Source organism: Streptomyces sp. NPDC002574, assembly GCF_042889545.1.
Classification (GTDB): domain Bacteria; phylum Actinomycetota; class Actinomycetes; order Streptomycetales; family Streptomycetaceae; genus Actinacidiphila.
Window position 1 is genome coordinate 117,207 of sequence record NZ_JBIARB010000019.1, and the last position, 24,437, is coordinate 141,643.

The 24,437-nt window shown below is 73.5% G+C and carries 22 protein-coding genes; 9 read left to right on the forward strand and 13 right to left on the reverse strand.

The window, feature by feature from the left end:
• Nucleotides 1–48: 48 nt before the first annotated feature.
• The 3 genes from ACFYXS_RS35325 to ACFYXS_RS35335 all read right to left on the reverse strand — a co-directional run bounded on the left by ACFYXS_RS35325 (nt 49) and on the right by ACFYXS_RS35335 (nt 3,161).
• Nucleotides 49–813, reverse strand: coding sequence for a MerR family transcriptional regulator (locus ACFYXS_RS35325; protein WP_389255811.1), 765 nt, complete (start codon nt 811–813; stop codon nt 49–51).
• Between the two features lie 130 nt (nt 814–943).
• Complete coding sequence (locus tag ACFYXS_RS35330) at nt 944–2,530, reverse strand: aldehyde dehydrogenase (NADP(+)) (RefSeq protein ID WP_389255813.1); 1,587 nt, start codon at nt 2,528–2,530, stop codon at nt 944–946.
• On the reverse strand, nt 2,523–3,161 hold the full coding sequence (locus ACFYXS_RS35335) for an isochorismatase family cysteine hydrolase (protein ID WP_389255815.1): 639 nt from the start codon (nt 3,159–3,161) through the stop codon (nt 2,523–2,525). The genes ACFYXS_RS35330 and ACFYXS_RS35335 overlap by 8 nt, the downstream gene beginning before the upstream one ends.
• Nucleotides 3,162–3,263: 102 nt before the next feature.
• Between ACFYXS_RS35335 and ACFYXS_RS35340 the strand changes: the two genes are divergently transcribed.
• The 3 genes from ACFYXS_RS35340 to ACFYXS_RS35350 are packed head-to-tail and all read left to right on the forward strand — an operon-like array spanning nt 3,264 to nt 4,524.
• The gene (locus ACFYXS_RS35340) at nt 3,264–3,395 is read left to right on the forward strand and encodes a hypothetical protein (RefSeq protein ID WP_389255817.1); all 132 of its coding nucleotides are present in this window, start codon (nt 3,264–3,266) and stop codon (nt 3,393–3,395) included.
• Nucleotides 3,392–3,883 (forward strand): lipocalin-like domain-containing protein, encoded by a 492-nt coding sequence (locus ACFYXS_RS35345; RefSeq protein WP_389255819.1) that lies wholly within the window; start codon nt 3,392–3,394, stop codon nt 3,881–3,883. Before ACFYXS_RS35340 ends, ACFYXS_RS35345 begins: the two co-directional genes overlap by 4 nt.
• 56 nt (nt 3,884–3,939) lie before the next feature.
• A complete protein-coding gene (locus ACFYXS_RS35350; RefSeq protein ID WP_389255821.1) occupies nt 3,940–4,524 on the forward strand; it encodes a TetR/AcrR family transcriptional regulator in 585 nt (194 codons plus the stop codon).
• A gap of 36 nt (nt 4,525–4,560) precedes the next feature.
• On the opposite strand, the gene aroQ is transcribed toward ACFYXS_RS35350, so the two are convergent.
• Both aroQ and ACFYXS_RS35360 read right to left on the reverse strand, forming a co-directional pair.
• A complete protein-coding gene (gene aroQ, locus ACFYXS_RS35355) occupies nt 4,561–5,175 on the reverse strand; it encodes a gamma subclass chorismate mutase AroQ (RefSeq protein ID WP_389255823.1) in 615 nt (204 codons plus the stop codon).
• Nucleotides 5,172–6,713, reverse strand: coding sequence for a GMC family oxidoreductase (locus tag ACFYXS_RS35360; RefSeq protein ID WP_389255825.1), 1,542 nt, complete (start codon nt 6,711–6,713; stop codon nt 5,172–5,174). The genes aroQ and ACFYXS_RS35360 overlap by 4 nt, the downstream gene beginning before the upstream one ends.
• Before the next feature lie 195 nt (nt 6,714–6,908).
• On the opposite strand from ACFYXS_RS35360, the gene ACFYXS_RS35365 reads away from it, so the two are divergent.
• Together ACFYXS_RS35365 and ACFYXS_RS35370 are read left to right on the forward strand one after the other, a co-directional pair.
• Nucleotides 6,909–7,127, forward strand: coding sequence for a hypothetical protein (locus ACFYXS_RS35365; protein ID WP_389255827.1), 219 nt, complete (start codon nt 6,909–6,911; stop codon nt 7,125–7,127).
• Between the two features lie 75 nt (nt 7,128–7,202).
• Nucleotides 7,203–7,568, forward strand: a complete 366-nt coding sequence (locus tag ACFYXS_RS35370) for a S24/S26 family peptidase (RefSeq protein ID WP_389255829.1) — start codon at nt 7,203–7,205, stop codon at nt 7,566–7,568.
• Between the two features lie 52 nt (nt 7,569–7,620).
• Here ACFYXS_RS35370 and ACFYXS_RS35375 read toward each other — a convergent pair whose 3' ends face one another.
• Nucleotides 7,621–8,448, reverse strand: coding sequence for an aldo/keto reductase (locus tag ACFYXS_RS35375; RefSeq protein ID WP_389255831.1), 828 nt, complete (start codon nt 8,446–8,448; stop codon nt 7,621–7,623).
• A gap of 186 nt (nt 8,449–8,634) precedes the next feature.
• On the opposite strand from ACFYXS_RS35375, the gene ACFYXS_RS35380 reads away from it, so the two are divergent.
• Nucleotides 8,635–9,438 (forward strand): DUF427 domain-containing protein, encoded by an 804-nt coding sequence (locus ACFYXS_RS35380; protein ID WP_389255833.1) that lies wholly within the window; start codon nt 8,635–8,637, stop codon nt 9,436–9,438.
• Between the two features lie 13 nt (nt 9,439–9,451).
• Here the strand turns inward: ACFYXS_RS35380 and lexA are convergent, their stop codons facing one another.
• The 4 genes from lexA to ACFYXS_RS35400 form a co-directional block, all read right to left on the reverse strand.
• Nucleotides 9,452–10,135 carry a transcriptional repressor LexA gene (gene lexA / locus ACFYXS_RS35385; protein WP_389255835.1) on the reverse strand — a complete coding sequence of 228 codons (684 nt, stop codon included), beginning with the start codon at nt 10,133–10,135 and terminating at the stop codon, nt 9,452–9,454.
• A gap of 130 nt (nt 10,136–10,265) precedes the next feature.
• Nucleotides 10,266–11,279, reverse strand: a complete 1,014-nt coding sequence (locus ACFYXS_RS35390) for a questin oxidase family protein (protein WP_389255836.1) — start codon at nt 11,277–11,279, stop codon at nt 10,266–10,268.
• Nucleotides 11,280–11,396: 117 nt separating this feature from the next.
• Nucleotides 11,397–12,596 (reverse strand): MFS transporter, encoded by a 1,200-nt coding sequence (locus ACFYXS_RS35395; RefSeq protein WP_389255838.1) that lies wholly within the window; start codon nt 12,594–12,596, stop codon nt 11,397–11,399.
• A gap of 119 nt (nt 12,597–12,715) precedes the next feature.
• On the reverse strand, nt 12,716–13,111 hold the full coding sequence (locus ACFYXS_RS35400; RefSeq protein ID WP_389255840.1) for a DUF2267 domain-containing protein: 396 nt from the start codon (nt 13,109–13,111) through the stop codon (nt 12,716–12,718).
• 441 nt (nt 13,112–13,552) lie between these two features.
• On the opposite strand from ACFYXS_RS35400, the gene ACFYXS_RS35405 reads away from it, so the two are divergent.
• Nucleotides 13,553–14,767, forward strand: coding sequence for a PP2C family protein-serine/threonine phosphatase (locus tag ACFYXS_RS35405; protein ID WP_389255842.1), 1,215 nt, complete (start codon nt 13,553–13,555; stop codon nt 14,765–14,767).
• A 106-nt stretch (nt 14,768–14,873) separates the two neighbouring features.
• On the opposite strand, the gene ACFYXS_RS35410 is transcribed toward ACFYXS_RS35405, so the two are convergent.
• Both ACFYXS_RS35410 and ACFYXS_RS35415 read right to left on the reverse strand, forming a co-directional pair.
• Complete coding sequence (locus ACFYXS_RS35410) at nt 14,874–19,388, reverse strand: S8 family serine peptidase (RefSeq protein WP_389255844.1); 4,515 nt, start codon at nt 19,386–19,388, stop codon at nt 14,874–14,876.
• 153 nt (nt 19,389–19,541) lie between these two features.
• Entirely contained in the window at nt 19,542–20,135 is a 594-nt protein-coding gene (locus ACFYXS_RS35415) for a DinB family protein (RefSeq protein WP_389255846.1), read from the reverse strand.
• Nucleotides 20,136–20,425: 290 nt separating this feature from the next.
• Here ACFYXS_RS35415 and ACFYXS_RS35420 point away from each other — a divergent pair, with 290 nt between their 5' ends.
• The gene (locus ACFYXS_RS35420) at nt 20,426–21,742 is read left to right on the forward strand and encodes an MFS transporter (protein ID WP_389255848.1); all 1,317 of its coding nucleotides are present in this window, start codon (nt 20,426–20,428) and stop codon (nt 21,740–21,742) included.
• Nucleotides 21,743–21,794: 52 nt separating this feature from the next.
• Nucleotides 21,795–22,433 (forward strand): TetR/AcrR family transcriptional regulator, encoded by a 639-nt coding sequence (locus tag ACFYXS_RS35425; RefSeq protein WP_389255850.1) that lies wholly within the window; start codon nt 21,795–21,797, stop codon nt 22,431–22,433.
• A 33-nt stretch (nt 22,434–22,466) separates the two neighbouring features.
• On the opposite strand, the gene mdlC is transcribed toward ACFYXS_RS35425, so the two are convergent.
• Nucleotides 22,467–24,038 (reverse strand): benzoylformate decarboxylase, encoded by a 1,572-nt coding sequence (gene mdlC / locus ACFYXS_RS35430; protein WP_389255852.1) that lies wholly within the window; start codon nt 24,036–24,038, stop codon nt 22,467–22,469.
• Nucleotides 24,039–24,437 lie beyond the last annotated feature (399 nt).

A 24,437-nucleotide genomic window follows, 5' to 3' on the forward strand; every position in this document is an offset into this window, starting at 1 on the left:
CCTTCGGGCCGCCGGACGCCGGTGACGTCCGGGGACCCGGTACCGCGGTCAGCGCGCCTGCCGGGCCCGCTCCAGGTAGCCGACCAGCCCGGCCATCCGCTCCGCGGACCAGGGCAGGCCCCGGCTGAGGTCGGTGCCGTGGTCCTGCCACATCCGCCGCGCGGCCTCTTCCGTGCCCCGCTCGCCGGCGTGGAAGGCCGACCCGAGCTCTTCCCCGTCCCGGACGAGCCGCTGCACCCCGGGGTCGTCCACCGCGGTGCCGGCGTCGACGTGGCCGAGGAGTTCCTCGACGAGGCCGGTCCACCGGGTCCGCGCGGCGTCGACGGCCTCCGGGCCGAGCTCGGCCCGGCGCCGGGCCAGTTGGTCCTGCTGCTCCTGCGTGAAGTACCCGTCCAGCACAGAGATCATCTCCAAGGTCGTCATGAACTCGTCGGGATCGGGAGTCGATTCCGCGTCGAACTGCCGCAGGAGTCCGCGGACCTGCTGGGTGATCCGGCCGATCCGCTCGCCCTGCCGTTGCAGCTCCTCCAACTGGGCGCCCAGCACCGCGCGCATCGCCGGGAGGTCGTCCGGCGCGCCGTCCACCACGTCCCCGATCTCCTCCAGGGACAGGCCCAGGGTCCGCAGCGCCCGTACGCGGTACAGGCGGTGCAGATCGCGCCCGGTGTAGCGGCGGTGCCCCGAGGCGGTGCGCTCGCTCGCCCGCACCAGGCCGATCGCGTCGTAGTGGTACAGCGTCCGTACGGTGACGCCGCCGGCCCTGGCCAGCTCGCCGATGCTCCACCGGAGTCCGGTGGTGTCGTTCCCGATCACGTCCGCCACGCTACGACCTCCCGTCACGGGAGGAGCAAGCCCTTCGGACGCGGGCAGGGGGCCGGCGACGGCAGCGGACACACGACCGCGGGGCCCTCCCGGAGGAGGGCCCCGCCGGGTGGACGTGGGATCAGCCGCGGGACAGCTGCCCGTCGGTCAGCCGCCACAGGCCCAGGGGGTTGTCGGCGCCCAGCGCGTCGGGCAGCAGCGCGTCCGGGAAGCCCTGGTACGTGACCGGCCGCAGGAAGCGGTCGATCGCGGTCATGCCGACCGAGGTGAAGCGGCTGTCGGTCGTGGCCGGGAACGGGCCGCCGTGGATGGTGGCGTGCGCGACCTCCTGGGGGTGGGCGAAGGCGTTCACGACGATGCGTCCGGTGCGCCGCTCCAGGATCGGCAGCAGGCGCGCGGCGTCCGCGTGGTCCGGCTCGTCGATGTGCATCGCGGCCGAGAGCTGGCCGCGCAGGCTCCGGGCCACCTCCAGCAGCTGGTCCATGCCCGTCAGCCGGACCACCAGCGCGGAAGGCCCGAAGACCTCCTCGGCCAGATCGGGTTCGGCCAGGAAGCGGTCGCCGTCCACCTCGAGCAGCTGGGCGCGGCCCTCCCAGGTGCCCTGCGGCTCGGGGCCCTCCACCAGCGTCGTGGCACCGGCGTCGCGCAGCCGCCGGCCGCCCCGCTCGTAGGCGTCGTGGATGCCGGGCGTCAGCATGGTGCGCGCGTTCATGGCGCCCACGCGTTCCACGGCGGCGTCGCGCATCCCGGCGAAGCCCGGGCCGTCGATCGCGAGCAGGAGGGCCGGCTTCAGGCAGGCCTGGCCGACGTTGACGAGCATGCGCTCGGCGAAGCCGTCGCCGACCTCGGCGCCTCGGGCGGCGAGTGCCGACGGCAGGACGAAGGTCGGGTTGACGCTGGTCATCTCCGCGAAGACCGGGATCGGTTCGGGGCGCAGCTGGGCCCGCCGGTACAGCGCCATGCCGCCGGCCTCGGAGCCGGTGAAGGTGACCGCCTTGATCAGCGGATGGTCCACCAGGGCCTCGCCGATCTCGTTGCCCGCGCCGCGGACCACGGAGAACACGCCTTCGTGCAGGCCGCTGTCGGCGACGGCGGAGCGGATGGCGCGGGCCTGGATCTCGGAGGAGCCCGGGTGCGCGTTGTGGGCCTTGAGGATCACCGGGGCGCCCGCGGCCAGCGCGGAGGCGGTGTCACCGCCGGCGACGGAGTACGAGATCGGGAAGTTGCTCGCGCCGAAGACGGCGACCGGGCCGATCGCGATCTTCTGCATCCGGTGGTCCGTGCGCGGCCGCGGCTGCCGGTCGGGCTGCGCCAGATCGACGGTGGCGTGCCGGAAGCGGCCCTGCCGGACCACTTCGGCGAACTGCCGGAACTGGCCCGCGGCCTTGGCCGCCTCCGCCGAGAGCTGGGCGGCGGGCAGGCCGGTCTCCAGCGCCGTCCGCTCGGCCAGTTCGCCGTTGACGGCGTCCAGGCGGTCCGCGATCAGCTCCAGGAAGGCGGCGCGCTCGTACAGTCCGGTGCGGTTGTAGCTGTCGAAGGCCTCGTCGGCCAGGCGCGCGGCACGGTCCACCTCGGCGGCGCCGCCGAGCGCGAAGGGCGGCTCGATCTCACGGCCCGTCGCGGGGTTCAGCGCCCGCATGGTCGCGCCGGTCGCGGGCACGGACGACGAGCCGATCAGCATGTCTCCGGTCAGTGCCATGTCAGCCATGTCGGTGGGCTCCGTCCTCGAGGGCCAGGACCAGGTCCTGGGTGGTGGTGATGGCGTGGGCGAACGTGGGGCCGTTCAGCTCGTGGGCGGCGTGCATCATCTCCGGCAGGAAGGCGGCGGTGGCGTCGCGGACGAGGGTGACGTGGTAGCCGAGCTCCATGGCGTAGCGGCCCGTGGACTCGATGCAGGTGTTGGCGAGCAGGCCGATCACGATGACGTGGGTGATGCCGCGCTGCTTGAGCCGGAAGTCCAGATCGGTGTTGGCGAAGCCGCTCTGCGCCCAGTGCTCCTCGACGACGACGTCACCTTCCGCGGGTCGGAAGTCCGGGTGGAACTCACCGCCCCAGGTGCCCAGCGCGAAGGTGTGGCGCTCCTGCACGATCCGCTGGGTGGGGTTGGGGTGGTCCCAGTCCTCGTAGTCGCCCTCCCGCCAGCGGCGGTGCGGGACGAAGAAGACCGGCAGGTCCGCCCGGCGGCCCGCGGCGACGACGGCGCGCAGGTTGTCCAGCAGGCCGACCTCGGTGGCCACGGGCTCCAGGAGGGGCCAGACCTTCCCGCCGTCGGAGAGGAAGTCGTTGTAGGGGTCGACGAGGAGGACGGCGGTGCGGGTGGGGACGTACGGGGTGGTCATGCGTGCTGCTCCAATAATGTGGAGGATCTCTGTCATCCACATTCAGGATTACTCACATCATCCACATCGTCAAGGTCCGGCGTGCGGGGAGGGTGATTCTGTATGATTGACATCATCCAGATTGCGCCCGAGGCGCCCGAGGCGCCCGAGGCGCCCGAGGCGCCCGAGGCGCCCGAGGCGCCCGAGGCGCCCGACGGGCCAAGCGGGTCCGACGACCGAGGAGGAACGGCATGAATCCCGAGGAACTGCGCAGGGCGCTGATCGGCGCATGGCGGCTGGTGTCCTACAAGGCGACCGCGGTCGAGGGCGGCGGCGTCGTCGAGCCCTTCGGGCCCCGGCCCGAAGGGCTGATCGTCTACACCGCCGGCGGCCACATGTCCGCCCAGATCATGCGCCCGGGCCGCCCCGCCTTCCGTGAGGGGCGGCTGGAGAAGGGCCGGCCGGAGGAACTGTCGGCGGCCGCCCTCGGTTACCTGGCCTACGGGGGGACCTATGAGGTGCCCGAGGACGATCTCGTGGTCCACCATGTGGAGCTCAGCCTCTTCCCCAACTGGGTGGGCGTCCCCCAGGTGAGGGCCGTCGGCTGGGAGGGTCCGAGGCTCCGTCTGTCGCTGCGCGAGCCCGCTCCCATCTGGGGTGCGCGGCGCGACGGCGTCCTCGTCTGGGAACGTGTGCCGGGCGACGACGGCGCCCTGTCTGAGGCCCGCGGTCGGGGTGTATGATGCGCATCATCCACACTTGACCGGTGCAGCCTGAACGACATCCGGGAGGTCTTCAGATGGGTCACTCCCAGGCAGCCAAGGCGGAATCGCGCGAACGCGTCCTCCGGATCGCCGCCCGTCGCATCCGCGAGGAGGGCATGACCGCCCCGGGTGTCGCGGACCTGATGAAAGAGGCGGGTCTCACCCACGGCGGGTTCTACAAGCACTTCGCGTCCCGCGAGGAACTGATGGTCCAGGCCGCGACCCTGGCCCTGGAGGACGGCGAGGCCAAGATGGCCGAGGCCGCGCGCCACGACCCCGAGGAGCCGCGCACCGGCCTGATCGACGCCTACCTCAGCACCCGCCACCGCGACGCCCCCGGAACGGGCTGCGCCCTGGTGACCCTCGGCGCCGCGGCGGGCCGCGGCGTGGGGGAGATGAAGGAGGCGTACGAGAAGCAGGTGCGCGGCTACCTGGAGCTGATCGGCGAGGCCGCGCAGGGCGACGACCCCGAGGAGACCCGGGCCGACGCCATGCTCACGCTGAGCGCCATGGTCGGCGCCATCCTGATGTCGCGGGCCGTCGCGGACCAGCGGTTCTCCGACGAACTCCTGAAGACGGTCGCCGAGCGGCTCAAGCACCCGGCCGCAACGACGGTCTGACCGTCCCGGCCGTCCCACCCGTGCCGGGCCGCACGGTCAGCCGGCGCCGCCCGCGCAGGTGTGCTCACGGGCACGCGCCAGGCCCAGCCGGTGCAGCGCGTCCAGCCGGTCCGCTGCCGCCCGGGCCGTCGCGGCCCGGGCCATCAGGGCCGTGCACCGCTCACCGGCAGGGCCGCGCCCGGCGGCCGCGAGCGCGCTCAACAGCTCGGCGTCGACACGGTCGAGCCGCGGCCTGACCGTCCGGGCCAGATCGGGCCGGGTGCGCGGACGCTGCGCGGAATGGCGTTCCCAGGACCGGTACAGACCGCGCTGCACCAGCTTGCCCGCCTCGATCTGATCGGTGAGGACCCGCGTGGCGAGTGCCGGGCTCACGCCGAGCGCCCCGGCCCGCTCCGCCGCCCCGGCGAGGATCCGGCGCTCGCGGGCCGGATCGTCGATGGGCCGGTCCGTGCCCCACTTGGCCGCCGCCACGGTGTCCGCCGTCGCCAGCCGCTCGGCGTAGAGCCGGACGAGCGTCGTGGCCCACGCGGGCGCGGGCGCGCGGGCGGCCCAGGACGAGGCGGGGGAGACGGGCGCGACGAGGGCCAGCACCAGTCCCGCCACCACGGCCGGGGCCAGGGTGGTGGAACGCGCGCTCACGGACGGACTCATGACCCGGCGGCCCCTCCTTCGTGCGGTCGCGGGTTCCTGATCAGGTTGGCCGCCCGTTCCGCGACGGCCAGCACGGTCGCATTGGGGTTGGCGGACACGATGGACGGCATGACGGAGGCGTCGGCGACGCGCAGACCGTCGACGCCGCGGACCCGCAACTGGGGGTCGGTGACCGCGTCGTCGTCGGAGCCCATACGGCAGGTGCCCACCGGGTGGTAGTAGCTGCCGACGCCGTGCCGCACGTACGCGCGCCGCCCGGCCTCGTCCCGCACGTCGCCGCCGGGCAGGGCCTCCTCCCCGCGCCAGGCGTCCAGGGCCCGCTGCCGCCCGATGTCCCGCGCGAGCTCGACGCCCTCGGCCAGCCGGTCGACGTCCGACCGCTCGGTCAGGAGGCCGGGGTCGACGACGGGGGCGTCCCGGGGGTCGGGGCCAGAGAGCCGGACCGATCCGCGGCTGTCGGGTGCCATCAGGCCCACGACGAAGCTGAAGCCGCCCTCCACGGCGGCCAGCGGGGGCGGCGCGTACGACAGGCTGAAGAAGAGGACCTGCAGGTCGGGGACGGTCGACGAACGGGTGCTGCACAGCGTCGCGGCCGCGTCGAAAGCGGGGCCGGTCGGCGCGGAGAGCGCCCGTGCCGCACGGAAGTTGACGACGCTGATGGGGTGGTCGTGCAGGTTCGCCCCCACCCCCGGGGCGTCCGCCGTGACGTCGATGCCCAGACGCCGCAGGTCGTCGGCCGGTCCGATCCCGGACAGCATCAGCAACTGGGGGGAGCCGATGGCCCCCGCGGCGAGCACGACCTCGTCGGCGGACGCCCGTTGGGTGCGGCCCTCCCGGTCGTACTCGACACCCGTGCAGCACCCCCGGTCGAACAGAAGCCTGCGGACGAGAGCGTCGGCGCGCACGGTCAGGTTGGCCCGGTCCAGCACGGGCCGCAGATAGCCGTCGGCGGCACTCTGCCGTACGCCGTCCACGATGTTGAGGTCCAGCCATCCGCCGCCCAGTTGATGACGGCCGTTGATGTCGGTCGTGAGGAGGTGACCCGCGGCCTGGACCGCGCCGAGGCAGGCGGAGGAGACGGGGTGCGCGATGGGTGCCGGGGCCACGCGCATGGGGCCCTGGGTGCCCCGGTACTCCGGATCGCGGCCCTCGGTGCGCTCGCTGCGCCGCAGGTACGGAAGCAGGCTCCGGTGATTCCAGCCGGTGGCGCCCGCTTCCTCCCAGGCGTCGTAGCCCGCCGGGTGCCCGCGCAGATGGATCATCCCGTTGATGCTGCTCGACCCGCCGAGCGCCTTCCCGCGGGGGTAGCGGATCACGGTCCGTTCGCCGCCGTGGCCTGCGAGGGTGGCGGAGCATCCCCAGTCCGTCTCGCCGCCGATCAGGTGCATCCACTGCGTGGGGTCGGCGACGGCGTCGGGCCCGTGGGCCGGGCCGGCCTCCAGGAGCAGCACGTGGGCGTGGGGGTTCTCGGACAACCGGGCCGCCAGGACGCATCCGGCGGTTCCCCCGCCGACGACGATGTGGTCGTATTCCGTCATCGCAGACCTCCCACGTCACCGTATATGTGTCGGAACCAGGACGAAACCCGGACCGCCGGACCTGCACTTGCCCTCCCGTTACCTTTCGTGCGCGGGGCGCAACATGAAGTCACCTCTCGTGGGACGCGCAGCATGGGAAACGCGGACGAACCGGCTGCGGCGCCAAGCGGCGAGGGCGGGCAGTGAGGAGCAGGGGTGACAGTCGCGGACAGGGACCGACTCCAGGGCAGGGACCAGCGCGCCCGCCGGATGGTGGCCGGCCTGCTGGCCGACAGCCACCTGATGACCCTCGAGCAACTGCCCGCCAAGGCCGCCGAGTACGCGGATGCCGCGGGTGACCTCGCCGCCGCAGCGGCCGTTGTCCCTGTCCCCGGTGACACCCGTGCGGCCCCGCCCCTCGAAGGCATGGACTAGTTGCCGTATCAGGCGGTGTTGGCGGGGCGCGGGAAATCAGTACCGTCGCGCGGCCGGTACTGCCACGATCGTCGAATGGGTGCATTGGACGCGGTTGCGGGCGCGGTCGCCGGCGGGTCCACCGTGGAGTTCCGGCCCAGCGGCTCCTCGATGGTCCCGTTGATCCGCAGTCGTCAGCAGGTGGTCGTGGCCCCGGTCGACCCGACGAAGCTGGAGGTCGGGGACGTCGTTCTCGCCCGGGTCGCCGGGACGGTGTACCTGCACCGCGTGTCGTCCGTGGACCCGGCCGGGAAGCGTGTGCAGATCAGCAACAATCGGGGCCACGTCAACGGGTGGACCGGCCACGACCGGGTCTTCGGCATCTGTGTGGCGGTCGACGGCGTTCCGCGCGCGAGCGCGGCCGGCAAGACCCTCGCGGCCGATCCCCCGGCCCGTCCCTGACCGGCGAGGACACCGGGCACCACCCGCCGTGGCGGAGACCGCGGCAGCCGCCTCAGAGGACCTCCAGCGGGACGGGCCCGCTCGGCGGCGGGAACGCCTCGTCCAGCAGGGCGAGTACGTCCTCGGGCAGCCGCAGATCCGCGGCGGCCCGGTTGTCCCGGACGTGCGCCGGCCGGCCCGTACGGGGGATGACGGCCACGTCCTGTTCCAGCAGCCACGCCAGCGCCACCTGGGCCGGTGTGGCGCCCAGGTCACGGGCGACGGCGCGCAGCGGCGCGGACCGCAGCAACCGGCCCTGCTCGATGGGGGAGTAGGCCATGACGGCCACCCCGCCGCGCCGGCACCAGGGCAGCAGGTCCGCCTCGATGCCGCGGCGCGTGAGGTTGTAGAGCACCTGGTCGGCCGAGACCGCGTCGCCGCCCGGCAGTTCGGCCAGCTCGGTCATGTCGTCGACGTCGAGGTTGCTGACACCCCAGGAGCGGATCTTCCCCGCGGACATCAGGTCGGCGAAGCCGGCGACGGTCTCGGCCAGGGGATGTCGGCCGCGCCAGTGCAGCAGGTACAGGTCCAGGACGTCCGTGCCGAGCCGGCGCAGACTCGCCTCGCAGGCCGCGACGGTGCCGCGGCGGTCGGCGTGCGAGGGCAGCACCTTGCCGACCAGGAAGACCTCTTCGCGGCGTCCGGCGATGGCCTGCCCGACCAGTTCCTCGGCGGCGCCGTCGCCGTACATCTCCGCCGTGTCCACCAGCGCCATGCCCAGGTCCAGGCCCAGTCGCAGTGCGGCGATCTCCTCGTCCCGGCGGTCCGGGTCGTCACCCAGGTACCAGGTGCCCTGGCCGAGCGCCGGGACGTCCCGGCAGGGGAACCGAACGGTCCGCATGTCCCTGCCCCCGTTCCCGCGTCGAGTACGGCACACCGGCCGCCGGCGCCCCGCCCGTGCGCGCCGTGCCACCCTCAGGCCACCACCGCCGCCGGGCGGATGCAACTCGACGCCCGGGCGCATGCGGCGGCATCGCGATCGGCGGCCCATGCTGGGAAGAGGGAAGACCGGCCGAGGAGGACGTCCATGTCGGAAGCGCGAGCGAACCACCCGGGGCTCATCGTCCCGGTCGGACACGTGGAGCCGGTCCCGCGGCGCATCCGCGGCACGGTCGACGGCCGGACGGTCCTGGACACCACGAGTGCCCTGTACGTGTGGGAGTGGCCCGGCTATCCGCAGTACAGCATCCCGTTGGGGGACGTCGCCGAGGGCGCCCTCACCGACGAGGGCCGCACCGGAAAGCTCAGCCCGGGGCCCGCGCGACGGCACGCGCTGCGCGTCGGGGCACAGGTCCGCGAAGGCGCCGCCTGGGTGTGGGAGGAGGGAGCCCCCGAGCGGCTGCTCGGCACGGCCCGCTTCCGCTGGGACGCCATCGACGCCTGGTACGAGGAGGACGAGCAGGTCTTCGTGCATCCGCGCAGCCCCTACACCCGCGTCGACGCCCTGCGGTCCTCCAGCAGCGTGCGCGTGGAGGTCGACGGCGCGGTCCTGGCGGACGCGCCGCACGCGGTGCTGCTCTTCGAGACCGGCCTGCCGACCCGCTACTACGTGGAACGCCCCTACGTCGACTGGACCGGGCTGCGTCCCACGGCCACCGTGACGGCCTGCCCGTACAAGGGCAGGACCACCGGCTACTGGTCGTTCACCTCGCGGACCGCCACCCACACCGACCTCGCCTGGGCCTACGACTTCCCCACGCCGCAGGTCGCCGCGATCGCCGGGATGGTCGCCTTCTACAACGAGCACGTCGACCTCTACGTCGACGGCTCCCTCGTGCCGCGCCCCGCCCCGGTCTCGCGCGACGCCTGGAAGCGCGCGCACGAGGCCTGAGCGGACGGGCGCCTCACAGGGTCCGGAGCACGGCGACGACCTTGCCCAGGATCGTCGCGTTCTCGCCGGGGATGGGCTCGTAGGCGGGATTCTCCGGGAGCAGCCAGACGTGGCCGGTCTCCTGCTTGAGGCGTTTGACGGTCGCCTCGCCGTCGAGCATGGCGGCGACGATGTCGCCGTTCTCCGCGGTCGGCTGCCGTCGCACGGTCACCCAGTCGCCGTCGCAGATCGCGGCTCCGAGCATCGAGTCGCCGGCCACCTCCAGCGCGAACAGCTCGCCCTCGCCGACCACTTCCCGTGGCAGGGCGAAGACGTCCTCGACGAGCTCCTCGGCCAGGATCGGCGCGCCCGCGGCGATCCGCCCGACGACCGGAACGTACGCTGCCTCGGGCAACCGCGCGGGTTCCGCGCCGTCGCGCACCCCGGGGGAGGCGGACCGCACCCGGTACGCCCGCGGCCGGTGCGGGTCCTGCTCCAGCACGCCCTTGCGCTGCAGCGCGCCCACCTGGTGGGCCACGGACGAGGTGCTGGCGAGCCCCACGGCCTGCCCGATCTCCCGCATCGACGGCGGGTAGCCGCGCTGGGCCACCGACTGAAGGACGGCCTCGACGATGCGGGCCTGGCGGGTGGTCAGGCCGTCCGGGCGCACTCTGTCGCCGGGCGGGCGGCCAGGCCCCGCTCCGCTGGTCGCGTCCATGCCGGTTCCTCCACGTGTGCCGATCTTGACCGTTGTGCCACCGTACCCCGCTGACCTGCCGGGACGGAACGGGGTGCGGGGATTTGCCCCCGGGCGGCGGCACGGTACGCCACGGCACGGCACGCAATGGCTACGACAGCGGCTCGCTCAGTTCGATGCAGCGCAGGGCGGCCGCCATGGCCCGCTCGTCGACGACGTCCATCGCGGTGTCGGTGAGCTTGATGACGTGTTCGTCCCCGTGGGCCAGGGCCAGCTGCACGATCTCCCGCGGTGCGATGCCGCCGGGCGGGGACCACGGGACGGGCGCGTCGGGCGCGTACATCGCGGTCACCGCCGCCGAGGCCACCCAGGCGGCGCGCAGGCTCGGCAGCCACAGGGCCTCGGGCAGTGCGGGCAGGGTCCGCAAGACGGCGTTGGGCGCGGTGGCCGCGTGGACGAGCATCGTCTCCTCGCCGTGCCCGTGGGTGGCGTACCGGTGGGTGGCGGCGCGGACGAGGTCCGCGAGCCGCTGCCGTGCGGCCTGCGGGTCGCGGACGTCGTCGGCCCACACGGGCACGGCCGTCACGCGGGCCAGCCGGTCGGGGAAGCCTCCCGTGCGCTCCGCCAGGGGCGGCACCGCGTCCAGGGCCGCGTCGGCGGTGTCCGCCCGGACGGGCAGCACTCCGAGACCGGTGACGGGCCGGTGGCGTGCGGCCCAGTAGCCGAGGCCCTGGGCGAGTTCGCCGAGCCGCGGCGCGGTCTCCTCCCCGGCGAGCAGGGTCCGCACGGCGTGCCCGACCCGGATCACCGGATGCGTCGACCCGCCGTACATCCCGGGCAGCAGGCGCGGCCACCACTGGCCGAGCACGTCCCGCCACGGCCGCTCGGCGACCTCCCGGCCGAAGAAGGCGATCCAGTCGGCCAGCCGGCGCAGGTCGCCCAGGGCGTCCCGCCAGTCGGCCGCCGTCACGGGCGCGGTCCCCGAGGGGAATTCCTCCAACTTCGCGGAGTACCGGTCGAGCCAGCGGTGCACACCGCCCGCCTGTCCGTGCGAGGCCAGCGCCTCGACCGCCATCGGCGCGTGGTTGCTGAGCCGTCCCAGGCGCTCGGGCCCGGTCCGGTGCAGCCGTTCGAGTGCTTCGTCGAGTATTCCTGTCCCGTCCACGGGCGTGGACCCTACGGCGTGCGCCCGCGCGGCGTAACCGGCGGAGGTCCTAGGTCCGAGGACCCCGCCCGTCACCGCCGTACAAGCAGGCGTTGGCCGGGCGGTGTTGCGGCCTCGTCAGCCGGTCCGTGCGGGCCTGCGCAGCAGGAAGACGCCCACGGTGGCCGACATCAGGACCACGTACAGCGAGAAGAGCATGCCCGCGTCCCGCAGACCCAGAGCGAGGGCGAGGGCGCCGACCCCGACGACGGGCACGGAGATCCCGACGTAGGCCACGACGAAGAACGCCGAGATCGTCGCGCCCCGGTGCTCTTCCGGAGCGGCCGCGCCCACCCCGGCGAGGCCGGCCCGGAAGGACATGCCCTGGCCGAGGCCGGCCACCATGGCGCCGACCACGAGCACCGGCAGGGACTCCGTCCACAGCGAGGACGCCACGACGACCATCCCCCCGGTCAGCACGAGGCAGCCGGCGGGCAGCGCGCGCCGCGCGCCCAGGGGGCCCGTCAGCAGTTGCCCGACCGTGGAGGAGCCGAACGCGGAGAAGACGACCGCGGCGATGACGGCCAGGTTGTGCTCCCCCAGCGTCTGTTCGAGGAAGCTCGGCGCCACCGCGGTGAACAGTCCGAGCATCGAGAAGCCCCCGAACGCGGCCAGCGCGGCCGGTACGAATGCCGCGCGCGTCTGCGGCGGAACGACCATGCCCTGCGGGCGCAGCGGCGGCCGGGGAGTGCGGCGCGCCACCGTCTCGGGCAGCGCGCTGGTGACGGCCAAGGCGGCCACCAGCAGGACGATGTGCGCGAGGAAGGGCAGCCGGAGCGGCCACGGCGCGTACTGGGCCAGGAAGCCCGACAGGAGCGGCCCGCACCCCAGGCCGCCCATGTTCGCGGCGGTGGCCGCGAAGGCCGCGCGGGCGTGCCGGGCGGGAGGCGCCAGCTCCAGGACGGCGGCCGTGGCGCAGCCACTGAGCAGGCCGGCGGAGAACCCCGAGAGCAGCCGTCCGACGAACAGCAGCGGCAGCCCGTCCTGGAACAGGAAGCACACCGCGCTCAGCAGTGACAGCCCGAGCGCGGACAGCAGCACCGGCCGCCGGCCCAGGATGTCCGAGAAGTCGCCGGCGATCAGCAGCGCGGCGATGACACCGATCGCGTAGACCGCGAAGACCACCGTGACGATCAGCTCGGAGAACCCGATCTGCTCCCGGTAGAGCCCGTACAGCGGCGTGGGCAGCGTGGTCCCCGCCATACCGACGGCGAACACCCCCGCGGCCGCGACGTACGAGCCCCGCCCACGACGTGCCCCGGCGACTTGCGTGATCACGCCGCCAATGTAGCCGCGCGCCCCGCCCGTCCGGCCGCTCGCGAAGTGCACGGGCGCGCCGGGCGTCGTGGCGGGCGGGTCGGCGGCGACGTCCCGGCGCACCGCGGTGGCGAGCGCGGTCAGGCGGCCGGCGCCAGCTCGGTCCTGCCGAACAGCAAGGCGTAGCCGTCGGGAAGTTGTTCGAGGATGCGGGTGACCAGGGCGGCCCCGGCCAGCCGGGCGACGACGGCGAGCACGGTGCAGGCGTTCCAGCGCGCGGTCGTGGGCGTACCACCGGCGCGCGCCGCGAGGTCGCGGACGAAGCCGTCCCCGGGGAGCGGCACGGTGGCGGGGATCTCGGCGGTGAGGACCAGGGCGGCCTCGACGGGCAGGCAGGCGGCCAGGTCGACCCGCTCGTCACCGGTCACCTGCCGGCCGAGCGCGGCGAGCACGGTGCGTACGGCGTCCTCGGCCCGCTCCAGCGTGGGGTGCGCGCCGTCGTAGCGCACCCGTTCCAGCATCTGGTGGAACGTCATGGCCACAGCGGGCCGTCCCGTTTGAGGCTGGGGGAACATCAGGAACCTCCGCGGCGGTCGATCGTGGGCCGGTGTCCGGCCGTCCGGCGCGCGTCTACCCCCGATCCCGGCGAGTATGACGGCCTTGCCGCATTCGGTGGAAAAACGTCACGCGACGGCCTCGTCCCCCCATCCTTCCCCGCACACGGCACGTGCGGGTAACGCCGCGTTACAAGCCGGTGTCGAACGGCGGGATGTCAGCCGACACGGGCGGCTCCGGCGTCCGAGCCCTTGGCCGACGCCGTACCGACCGGTGCCTCCAAGCCCCCGGCACAGTTCACCCGGACGGGCTATGGCGGTCGGCGCCGCCCACCCACCGGACGTCCGGGGGCCGGGCGCGCATACTGAGAAAACGGGGCCGGGAAGGATCCCCCGGTCACCTCGTCGTGTGCGGGAAGCCGGGTGAGTGCCGTGGACACCGACTACGCGGCCGTCTTCGAGGCGTCGCCCAGCGCGCTGCTGCTGCTCACCCCCGGGCTCGTGATCCTGGACGCGAACGCCGCGTACCGGGACCTGTTCGGCCGCGGCCGGGACCGGCTCGTCGGCAGGGACGTCTTCGACGCCTTCCCCGACAACCCCGGCGATCCCGAAGGGGGCGGACTCAAGGCCTTGCGCGCGTCCCTGCGGCGGGTACTGGAGACCGGCGCGCAGGACGTCGCCGGCCCGTTCCGCCACGACGTCGAGGAACCCGACCGCCCGGGGGTGTACACGCAGCGCTACTGGAGCCCGGTCAACGCGCCCGTTCTGGACGCGGACGGCGAGGTGGCGCTGATCGTGCACCGCCTGGCGGAGATCACCGAGCTGATCCGGGACGGCGGCCTCGCCGCGGACGAGCGCCACCGGCAGATCGAGCTGGAGCTGTACTCCCGTTCCCGCCAGTTGCAGCAGGTCAACGAACGGCTGCGCCGCGCCAACGCCGAGGAGCGGCACGTGGCGCTCGCCCTCCAGCAGGCGATGATGCCGCCACCTCAGTCGCTCGGCCGCCAGGCCTTCGCCGTGCGCTACCGCCCCGCTGTGAACAGCCTCAACGTCTGCGGCGACTGGTACGACGTTACCCGGCTGCCGAACGGGAAGTACGCCGTCGCGGTGGGCGACGTCGTCGGCCACGGCCTGACGGCGGCCGGTGTCATGGGCCAGCTGCGCAGCGCCCTGAGCGCCTCGGTCCGTGTCGTCGACGGGCCCGCGGCCGCGCTCGACGGCCTCGACCTGTACGCGCGCTGCGTCGAGGGCGCCCTGTCCACGACCGCGGTGCAGATCGTCGTCGACCGGGCCGAGCGCCGCCTCGTCTACAGCAGCGCCGGCCATCCGCCTCCGGTGCTGGTCGATCCGGACGGGACCGTGGACTTCCTGGACCGTGCCACCGACCCGCCCCTGGGCGCCTCGCCCGAGCACACGCCCCGCCTCCAGGCGACGCGCGCGTATCCCGAGGGCGCCGTTCTCGTCCTCTACACCGACGGACTCGTCGAGCGCCGGGGTGAGGACATCGACCAGGGCCTCGGCCGGCTCTGCGAGCGCCTGGCCCGCCACCGCGACGACGGCGTCGAGGAACTCGCGGACGGGCTCATGACCCTCAGCGCCTCCACCGACGACACCGCCGTGGTCGTCGTCCGTCTCTGACCGCGTCCCGCGAGGTGGGCGGCCGGCCCGGCGGCCCGGCGGCCCGGTGCCGGACCGCCGGCCGACGCGAGGTCGGCCGGCGGTCCCGCGGTGGTGGACTACCCGCTCACCCCCGCGTCAGTTCCGTCCCGCCGGACCGGTCCGGACGGCTGCCCGTCACCTGGACCCGCACGGTCCGCCCGTGGCCGGACGGGACCCGTACGAAGGCGTGGACGAAGCCCGCGGCGGTGGCCCGGCCGGTCCCGACGACCCGGCCGTCGATCCGCACGACGTAGGCCTCGTGCGCGGCCGGCCCGGCCGCCGTCACCGACACGGTCGTGCCCTCCGCCGCCTGCCGGGGTGAGACGCCGACGACGAACGGCGTGCCGGAGTGCCGCGCGGGCACCGGCTGGAGGTCGGCCACGCTCATCGGCGTCATCAGCAGGTACCGGTCCGCGACGTACGCGACGATCGGGCCGTGGACCTCGAAGCCCGCCGTCGCCCACAACGGCCGGCCGGACGGCACGGAGAGGGTCCGGGAGACCGGCGTCCCCTCCTGCGGACTGCGGGGAACGGGGATCTTCTCGTTGTGGAAGAAGCTCGTCCCCGCGTAGACCTCGGTGCCCTCACCGGCCGTCAGGATGAACTCGGCGCTGTATCCCGCCGGCCGGTTGGTGAGGGTCATCGCCACCGGATCGCCCTCGCGCCGCGCCTTGCCGCGCTGGAACGTCGCGTAGAAGGGCTCGGCCATGACCGGCCGGCCGGTGGACCTGTTCTGCTGCGTGTTCCGGTAGGTCGCCACGGCCGCGCCGTCGAGCACCAGATCGAGGTGGTCGACGCCGGTCATGTCGTAGGAGCGGGTGGTGGCGCTGCCGGGGTCGATCATCAGGGTCGTGAAGATCACGTCTCCGCCGGTCAGCTTGTAGCGCAGGGTCGGGAAGGCGCTGCGGTCCGTGCTGTTGGTGTAGGTCAGCCTGGCGGCGTGCGCGGCCTTCGGGTCCTTGGTGAGCGACGCGGAGCTCGGGGTCGACGCGGACGGCGTCCAGGTCACGGACCTGCTCTGCCCCGTGCGGCCGTGGTCCTGGACCACGGAGAGGGTCGCCGTCAGCTTCTCCGCCCTGGTCTCGACCAGGTCCGACTTCCAGCTGAGCCAGGTCCAGCCGGTGGAGTCGACCGGGACGGTCCGGTCCAGGTAGACGCCCGAGGCCCCCCGGATGGTGACGTTCACCTTGCCCTTGCCCTGCACCCCGCCCTCCAGCGCCACCAACGGGTTCCCGTCGAAGGCCTGCTGGTCGACATGGTCGATGTCGCGCAGCACCAGGGGGCTGACGGTGAAGGAGTCACCGGCGGTCCGCCCGGCGTACCGGACCTCCATCGTCCGCTGCCCGGCGGCGAGATCGACCGGCAGGGTGACCGAGCGGGCCACGCCGCCGTCGTCGCCGGTGCGTCCGCTCGCGAGCACCTGCCCCGAGCCCTTGAGGCGGATCTGGAAGTCCACGGCCGGGGTCAGACCGGTCGCCAGGACGATCACGGACCGGCCCGGCACCGCGTAGTCGGGCGTGACGGTGACCACCGGCCGCGCGCCGGGTGTGCCGGTCGGCGGGCCGCTACGGGGATCGCTGGTGACCGTCACATAGGTGCTCCGGCCGGTGTCGCCGTACGTGACCCGGCCGAGGTAGACCCCGCCGTCGCGCAGGCCGTTCCAGGCCAGGGTGACGGCGGTCGTGCTGCCGATCGTCAGACTCGCCGTGGTGGGCCGCGCGGTGAACGTGCCCTCGGCCCCCTTGTCGTTCAGGACGAAGCTGGTCACGGTGAACCCGAGGGGTCCGGTCCCGGCGAAGAAGTCGACCTCGACCTGGTAGAGCCCGGCGGGCAGGTCGTCCACGTCGAGGTGTTCGTCGGCGGAGTCGGTGGCCGCACGCGCGAACAGCGATTTGTCGCCATAGTTGTTCAGGCGGTAGACCGACAAGTCGAGGTCGGCGGAGTTGTCGGAGGCGTCGAGATCGAACCGCGCGTGGGTCGTGCCGGCCGGGACCTGCACGATGTGGGTCTGCGCCGGGCCGCCGACGGCCCCGGAGCCCTGGACCCGCAGGCCCCGGGACAGGCCGGTCACCGTCACCGGCACGTCGCGGACGTCGCCGCCGCGCAGGGTCGCGGCGGTACGGCCCGAACTGCCCGAGGCCGTCAGCTCGGCGGGGGCGACCAGGGCCACCGGGCGCACCGCGAGCGCGCTGCGCACGCTCTGGTCGCCGTTGCGCCAGGTCAGGTAGCCGGTGGCGAACTCGTCCAGCGGCGCGGTGGTCCGGGTGAAGGTCACCCGGAAGCTCCTGGACTGGCCCGGCGCGGTGAACGTCAGGGCCGGCGGCTCGACGACGGTCTCCACGCCGGGGATGCGCACCGCGTCGGCGGTGAAGGTTCCGGCCGCCGTCGAGGTCACCGTCCGTGTCACGGCCTGCCGCCCGGCGAGCGAACCGACACCGATCGAGGCCAGGTTGAGGTCGGAGGGGGCGGGCGCGGAGGGGTCGCCGCCGAGGCCCGCGACGTACTGGGCCCAGTCGGCCGGACCGTTGAGGTAGAGCAGCCCGGGGTGCAGGTACCGGGTCGGGTCGACCTGGCCGTTGCCCTGCGCGAACACGTCCCCGGACGGCTTGCCGTCAGCCGTGACGGTGGGGGAAGTGGTCGTCATCAGGGCGGACTTGATCTCGGCCGGGGTCGCCTGCGGGTGGACTCCCAGGTACAGCGCGGCGAGACCGGCCACGTGCGGGGACGCCATCGAGGTGCCCGACATGAAGGTGAACCCGGGCCGCCCGCCCGCCGCGTTGGCGCCGTCGGCCAGAATGCCCACGCCGGGTGCCGCGAGGTCGGGCTTGATCAGGTCGCCGCCGTCGGCCGTCAGCGGTCCCCGCGAGGAGAAGCCGGCGACCTGCGGTGCCGCCGCGGACGTCAGGTGGTGCGGATTGCCGTCCACCAGCGTGGCGGTCGGCGCCTCGGTCGCGGCGTAGGCGACGAGCGTGTCGTAGCCGTCTGCGTCGATGTGCAGGGTCGGGACGGTGTGCGCGTCGAGGTCCACCGAGTCCGGCGACGGGTTCACCAGGATCATCCCGATCCCGCCCGCGCGCTTCACCTCGGCGGACTTGGCCAGCCGGTCGACCGTCCCCCGCTCGCACAGCACGATCGCGCCGGTCACCTTGGCGGGGTCCAGGCTCTGCGGGCCGCAGAGCTTCGACTGCGTGGCGACGTCGGTCCCGGCGGCGGACGCCGCCACCAGCGGACCGGTGACGGCGCGGCCGCCGGCCGGCACCGTCACCGAGGCGCCGAGCAGGTTCGCACCGTCGCCCAGCTCGGCCGTGGCCTCGCGGGCCGGGATGGTGCTCGCCGCGGCGGTCGTGATCCAGGGCGAGGCGTTGTCGACCGTGCCGGCGTCGGGGCCCGCGTTGCCGCCGGCGGTGGCGACGAAGATGCCGCTTGCGGCGGCGTTGCGGAACGCCTCGTCGATGACCGAGTCGGTGCTCTGGGCGCCGCCCGCCGAGCCGATCGAGTAGTTGATCACGTCGACGTTGTCGGCCACGGCCGCGTCGATCGCGGCGAGCAGGTCGCCGGTGGCACACCCGTCGTCTTCGGGGCTGCCGGCGTCGGGCCCGCTCCAGCAGGCCTTGTAGGCGGCTATCTTGGCGGCCGGCGAGACACCGGAGATCTTGCCCATCGCGACACCGCCCAGGTCCGCGTCGACACCGTTGTCGCCCGCCGCCGTACTGGCCGTGTGAGAACCGTGCGCCTCGCCGTCCCGCGGCGACAGGTACTCGCCGATCGCGGTGCCGCCGGTGTGGCCGGCGCCGAAGTTGTCGACGAAGTACCGCGCGGACACGAGCTTGGTGGTGCAGTCCGCAGCGGTGAACTGCACGCCGGGCGTGCACGTGCCGCTGAACGTACCGCCGTCGGCCTTGCGGTATCTGATGGTGGTGCCGTCGAGGTAGGGCTCGGGCCCCGGCTCCCTGCCGAGCGGCGCGCCGGCGAACGACGGGTTCTCGGGGGCGATGCCCGTGTCGACGACGCCGACCACGATGCCCTGGCCGGCCTTCCCGACGCCGCCGTTGGCGGCCCACACGCCGTGGTCGCCGCTCAGGCCGAGGTAGTCCGTCGAGGTCGTGGCGGCCAGCGGCTTGCGCAGGTCGTCCTTGACCACCGACACCACCGTCGGATCGGTGCGCAGACGCTCGACCTGCTCCGGCTTCAGCTCGGCCGTGAAGCCGTTGAGCGCGGCGGAGTACGACGAGATGACCCGCGCGCCGACCCCGGCTGCCGCGTCCCGCTGGCCGTCTCGCAGATGGTCGCGGTAGGCACGGACCGGAGCGGAGTCGGTCTTCAGGCCCTCGCCGGCCCGCGGCGCGGTGCGCTCCCTGCCCGCCACACCGCCGGTGTACGTCGCGGCGGCGGGCTCCCGCAGGGTGACGATGTACCGCCCGGCGACGGGTGGTTGGACGGTCGCGGACGGCGCGCCGGCGGGCGACGGGGCCGGGGGCGGTGCCGCGACGGCGGGGGACTGGGCCATGGCCAGGGGGAAGAGCAGGCCGACGACCGCGACGGCGGCGGCGACGGACCGCCGCTTCACCGGGGGACGGGCAGGCGGAGGTGCAGGGGCCACCAGGACTCCTTCTTCGGGGGATGGCCGGGCAACCCGGCGGAGTGAACGCCGTGCGGGCGCACACAAGTTCTAGCCGGGTGATCCTCCGATGACCAAGAGCTGGTGTTTCCGATACCGGACAGTGGCCACAAGGGGCCAACGCGGATGCAGGATTCAGGGGCGGCGGGCAGCCTCCCGTGCCGTGCGCTCCAGCCGGTCCCGGTGGCTCTCCCACCACGACCGGTCGCCCTCGGGCATGTTGTCGTTGCCCTTGCTCATCCCGACGGCACCGTCGACAAGTTCCCGGACGATGTCGGCATGCCCCGCGTGCCGGTGCGTCTCGGCGGTCACGTGCACCAGGATCTGATGAAGCGTCACTTCTTGGCGTCCTTCCCCCCACCAGGGCACCCGGCCTGAAGCGTCCAGGGCCAGGTCGGCGATCGTGGTGTCCGCGTGCCGCCACACCCGCCGGTACAGGGCGACGATCTGCTCGCACGATTCGTCCGCGGTCGCCCACAGGTCCGCGTTGGGTTCGGCGTCCTCGGCGAGCCACGGCAGTGCCTCGCCCAGGGGGCGCCCGAACGTGTCGCCGAAGTACCCCGCCTCCACGCCGGCGGCGTGCTTCACCAGGCCGAGGAGATTGGTGCCGGTCGGTGTCAGCGGGCGGCGTACGTCGTACTCGGAGAGCCCGTCCAGCTTCCAGAGGAGGGCGTCGCGCGCCGACTGGAGGTAACGGGCGAGGTCGGCCTTCTGCTTCGATTCGATCATTCCGGGAGTTTGCCATCCGGCCCGCGGGCCGGGTCAACCCTCCCGCCGGCCGTGACGCACCGGGGCCGCTTCAGGCCGCTGTCACCAACCGCGAGGACGGCTTCGCCGGACCGAGCACATGCGTTTGAGGGCGTCCTCCGGAGCGCATGCCGGCAACCGTTTCGAGGCGCCGGACGAAAACCTTCCACTTTTTTCGCGGAGCGGGAAGCAATCCCGGCCCGCCATGGTTGGACAGACCGGTCTACTCAATACGGAGAACGACCGATCCACTCACCCACAGGACTGGTGGCATGCCCGAGCAGTGCACCTCACACGACCACAGCGCGACCGCCACGCTGACGGCCGAGGCCGGCGTCGCGGCAGACGCAGCCGTGACGGCTCCCGTCGTCTCCTCCGCGTCGCGGAAGCGATCCGCCGCAGGGGTGCTGCCCCAGCGGGCGGCGCTCTACCTGCTGGCCTCGATCATCGTGTCGTTCCTGGCAGCATCCAGCGCGCCGACCCCGCTCTACGCGGTCTACCAGCAGGAATGGGGATTCTCCCCGGTCACGACCACCCTGGTCTTCGGTGTGTACGCGATCGCGGTACTCGTGTCGCTCCTCACCCTCGGACGTCTGTCGGACCACCTCGGCCGACGGCCGGTCCTCCTGGTGGCGCTCGCCGCGCAGGCGGCCGCGATGGTCGTGTTCGCGACCGCGCACGGCGTGCCGGAGCTGATGATCGGCCGGGTGATCCAGGGCCTGTCCACCGGTGCCGCGCTCGGTGCCGTCGGCGCCGGAATGCTGGACATCGACAAGCGGCGGGGCACCGTCGCCAACTCCTTCGCCCCCGGACTCGGCACCGCGAGCGGTTCCCTGATCTCCGCCTTCCTCGTCCAGTTCCTGCCCGCGCCGACGCACCTGGTCTACCTGGTGCTGGTGGCGGTCTTCGCCGTGCAGGCCGTGGGCGTGTTCCTCATGCGGGAGACGCTGACCCCCACCCCCGGGGCGCTGGGCACCCTGGTCCCCGACATCAAGCTGCCGCGGACGGTGCGACGCGCCGTGCTCAATGCCGCACCGGTCCTGATAGCCGTCTGGGCGCTCGCGGGCTTCTACGGTTCGCTGGGCCCGGCCCTGGTGCGGACGCTCACCCACTCCACGTCCATGGTCTACGGCGGACTGGCCCTCTTCGTCCTGGCGGGAGTGGCCGCCGTGGCGACCCTCGTCCTGCGCACCGCCCCGCCGCGCGGCGTCATGTTCACCGGGATCGGCACCCTCGTCGCCGGCGTCGCCCTGACGCTGGTCGCCATCCAGGCCGGCTCGCCCGCCCTCTTCTTCATCGGCAGCGCCATCGCCGGTGTCGGCTTCGGCAGCGGCTTCCAGGGCGGCATCCGCAGCGTGATGCCGCTGACCGCGGCGCACGAGCGGTCCGGTGTGCTGTCCCTGCTGTATGTCGTGTCGTACCTGGGCATGGGTCTGCCGGCGGTCATCGCCGGATACCTGGTGGTGCACGCGGGCGGCCTGATCACCACGGCGAAGGAGTACGGGGCCGCGATCATCGTCCTCGCCCTGCTGGCGCTGATCGGACTCGTGACGGAGAAGCGCGATGTCGGCACCGCTGTCCGGCACTAGGGTGGATTCGGGCCGGCAGCCCGCGGAAGACACGGAAGGGGAGGGAGCTCCGATGGCAGCCAAGACCACCGGTTCACCCGCTGAGCGCCGCGCTGCGGCCAGGCCCTCCGCGCGCGAACGCCTGCTGACCGCCGCCAACGAGCTCTTCTACGCCGAGGGCGTGCAGACCGTCGGCATCGACCGGGTCATCGAACGGGCCGGTGTGGCGAAGGCGTCCCTCTACAACACTTTCGGCAGCAAGGACGAGTTGGTCCACGCCTACCTGCAGGCGAGGCACGCCGCCACCGCCGGTCGGGTCCGTGCCGCCGTCGACCGTCACGAGACCCCGCGCGACCGGCTGCTCGGCGTCTTCGACGCCCAGTCGGAAGCGTTCGCGGGTCCCGGCTACCGCGGCTGCGCGTTCATCGCGGCGGGCGCGGAGGCCAAGTCCGGCAGCAGCACGGAACAGGCGTCGGACGACTACCGGGCGTGGGTGCGCGGCGTGTTGACCGACCTCGCCCGGCAGGCGGGCGTCGCGGACGCCGAGGCGCTCGCGCGCAGGCTGCAGATGCTCTACGACGGGGCCGCGGTGTCCGCCCGGATGGACGGTGACATCGACGCTGCCGCCGTGGCCAAGGCGGCCGCCGCCGCACTCCTCGACGCGGCCCTCGCCGCGCAGGACCCGCCGGAGTCCGGGAGCCGTTCCGCGTAGGGCCCGCGCGGGGGGCGGGGACGGCGCGCCGGGTCAGCGCTGGAGGATCTCGACCAGGCGAGGGACCTCGGATGTCATGCCCTGGCGCACGAAGTCCGTGAGGTCCGCGAGGGACTCCGCGCGGTGGGTCTCCAGACCGTAGCCGCGGGCGAGGTCCAGGACGTCGATACCCGAGATGTCGAGGTAGTCGCCCTTGGGCACGTGCAGGACCTCGGAGAACTCCTCCAGGGCACGGTACGTGTGGTTGTTGCAGACCACGTACGTCACCGGCACCCGGTAGCGGGCGGCACTCCACAGGGCGGAGGTGGTGTACTGCATCGCGCCGTCCCCGATCAGGGCGACGACGGGCCGCTCGGGGCGGCCGAGTCGCAGCCCGATCGCGGCGGGCAGGCCCCAGCCGAGGCCGCCGGCGGCCGGGTAGAACAGCGACTTGGGCCGGGTGAGGGTGAGGCGGTCGCGGATCATGTCCGCCGAGGTCCACTCCAGCGCGATGACGGCGTCGTCGTTCAAGCCGGCGTCGATCGCGTCGAGGATGGCCTCGGCGGTGAACGCCGGCCCGGTGGTGTCCGCCTCGGGGAGGGTCCGCTCAGGGGGCCAGGGCCGGTCGCTCGGCGCGACGGCATCGGCGAGGCGGACCAGCGCGTCGGACGGATCGCCGACGCCGATGCGCCCGAACGGGGCACGCGCGGCTTCGTCGGGGTCGTCGGTGACCCCGTACAGGCGGACCCCGGGCGGCAGGAAGTCACTGCTGCTGGGCGCGTGGTAGCGGAAGACCGGTGCTCCGACGCAGACGACCACGTCGTACCCGGCGAGGGTGTCGGCGACCGCGCCGACGGCTGACGGCAGCTGGCCCTGGTAGCAGCGGTGGCGGGTCGGGAACGGCGTTCGCGGCGGGCTGGGTGCCACCCACACCGGCAGGCGGGCCCGCTCGGCCAGGGTCACCGCCGCCCGGAATCCCGCCTCGGTGTCGGCGCCGGGCCCCAGCACCAGCGCCGGTGACGCGGCCCGGTCCAGGGCCTCGACCAGCGTGGTCAGCCCTCGCGATGCCAGCACCGGGGCGCCGTCCACCACCCGCTCCAGGAGGTGGGCCAGGGCGCTCTGCTCCGCGGGCTCGGTCCAGTCGTCCAGCGGGACCGACAGGTAGGTCACACCGCGGGGCGCGGAGTCGGCGAGCATCAGGGCCTTGGAGAGCAGGGCCGGCCCGTCCTGCGGGCGCAGCGGCTCACCGGACCACTTCACCAGCGGGTCGCACAGCTTGGTCGGGTCGACGTTGGTGAGCATCGCGCCCGCGGGGACGTAGCGGCGCGCCTGCTGGCCTGCCATGACGACCATCGGCGTGTGGCAGCCGGCGGTATTGGTCATGCAGCCCATCGCGTTGCCGGTGCCGGACGCGGCGTGCAGGTTCAAGAACCCCGTTGTGTCCGTGGCCTGGGCGTAGCCGTCCGCCATGGCGATGGCGGCGCCCTCCTGGAGGACCAGGTAGTAGGGGATGTCCTCGGGCAGCCCGGTGAGGAAGGACAGCTCGTTGGACCCGGGATTGCCGAAGACCGCGCTCACACCGTGATGGCGCAGGACGCGGTAGAAGGCATCGCTGACGGTCGCCATGAGCGGCCCCTCGCACGGAGTGATCGAGTCTGTCCCACGACCGTAGGAGCGGCGTGTGGCGGGGGCAAATCGACGCATGTCCCCCCTCCGCTGTCCGATGCGACGGACGGGCGCGGCGTGGGCGGGGCAGTCCCGGCTCCGTACGGATGCGGACCGATCCAGGAGTTGCGGACGTCCGTCGACACGCCCGGCCACCGAGCCGGCAGTGACCTGGTTGAACTGAGTTGAACTGAACGGACTGATGAGGGAGATCGGGCTCGGTCCCGCGAACCGTCACACACCCGGCGTCGATCGCGAGGCGGATCGCGGACGGGTCGGAGGACGCGGAGTGTGATCGTCGACATCGTGGACGCACGCGGTCGCCGGACCTGGAGCCGGGTGGATCGCGAGCGGATCTGA

Bases quoted from the DNA above. Each gene is read 5' to 3' on its own strand.
- ACFYXS_RS35330 (WP_389255813.1), bottom strand. From the start codon at position 2,530: ATGGCTGACATGGCACTGACCGGAGACATGCTGATCGGCTCGTCGTCC.
- ACFYXS_RS35335 (WP_389255815.1), bottom strand. From the start codon at position 3,161: ATGACCACCCCGTACGTCCCCACCCGCACCGCCGTCCTCCTCGTCGAC.
- ACFYXS_RS35340 (WP_389255817.1), top strand. From the start codon at position 3,264: ATGATTGACATCATCCAGATTGCGCCCGAGGCGCCCGAGGCGCCCGAG.
- ACFYXS_RS35345 (WP_389255819.1), top strand. From the start codon at position 3,392: ATGAATCCCGAGGAACTGCGCAGGGCGCTGATCGGCGCATGGCGGCTG.
- ACFYXS_RS35350 (WP_389255821.1), top strand. From the start codon at position 3,940: ATGGGTCACTCCCAGGCAGCCAAGGCGGAATCGCGCGAACGCGTCCTC.
- aroQ (WP_389255823.1), bottom strand. From the start codon at position 5,175: ATGAGTCCGTCCGTGAGCGCGCGTTCCACCACCCTGGCCCCGGCCGTG.
- ACFYXS_RS35360 (WP_389255825.1), bottom strand. From the start codon at position 6,713: ATGACGGAATACGACCACATCGTCGTCGGCGGGGGAACCGCCGGATGC.
- ACFYXS_RS35370 (WP_389255829.1), top strand. From the start codon at position 7,203: ATGGGTGCATTGGACGCGGTTGCGGGCGCGGTCGCCGGCGGGTCCACC.
- ACFYXS_RS35375 (WP_389255831.1), bottom strand. From the start codon at position 8,448: ATGCGGACCGTTCGGTTCCCCTGCCGGGACGTCCCGGCGCTCGGCCAG.
- ACFYXS_RS35380 (WP_389255833.1), top strand. From the start codon at position 8,635: ATGTCGGAAGCGCGAGCGAACCACCCGGGGCTCATCGTCCCGGTCGGA.
- lexA (WP_389255835.1), bottom strand. From the start codon at position 10,135: ATGGACGCGACCAGCGGAGCGGGGCCTGGCCGCCCGCCCGGCGACAGA.
- ACFYXS_RS35400 (WP_389255840.1), bottom strand. From the start codon at position 13,111: ATGACGTTCCACCAGATGCTGGAACGGGTGCGCTACGACGGCGCGCAC.
- ACFYXS_RS35415 (WP_389255846.1), bottom strand. From the start codon at position 20,135: ATGATCGAATCGAAGCAGAAGGCCGACCTCGCCCGTTACCTCCAGTCG.
- ACFYXS_RS35420 (WP_389255848.1), top strand. From the start codon at position 20,426: ATGCCCGAGCAGTGCACCTCACACGACCACAGCGCGACCGCCACGCTG.
- ACFYXS_RS35425 (WP_389255850.1), top strand. From the start codon at position 21,795: ATGGCAGCCAAGACCACCGGTTCACCCGCTGAGCGCCGCGCTGCGGCC.
- mdlC (WP_389255852.1), bottom strand. From the start codon at position 24,038: ATGGCGACCGTCAGCGATGCCTTCTACCGCGTCCTGCGCCATCACGGT.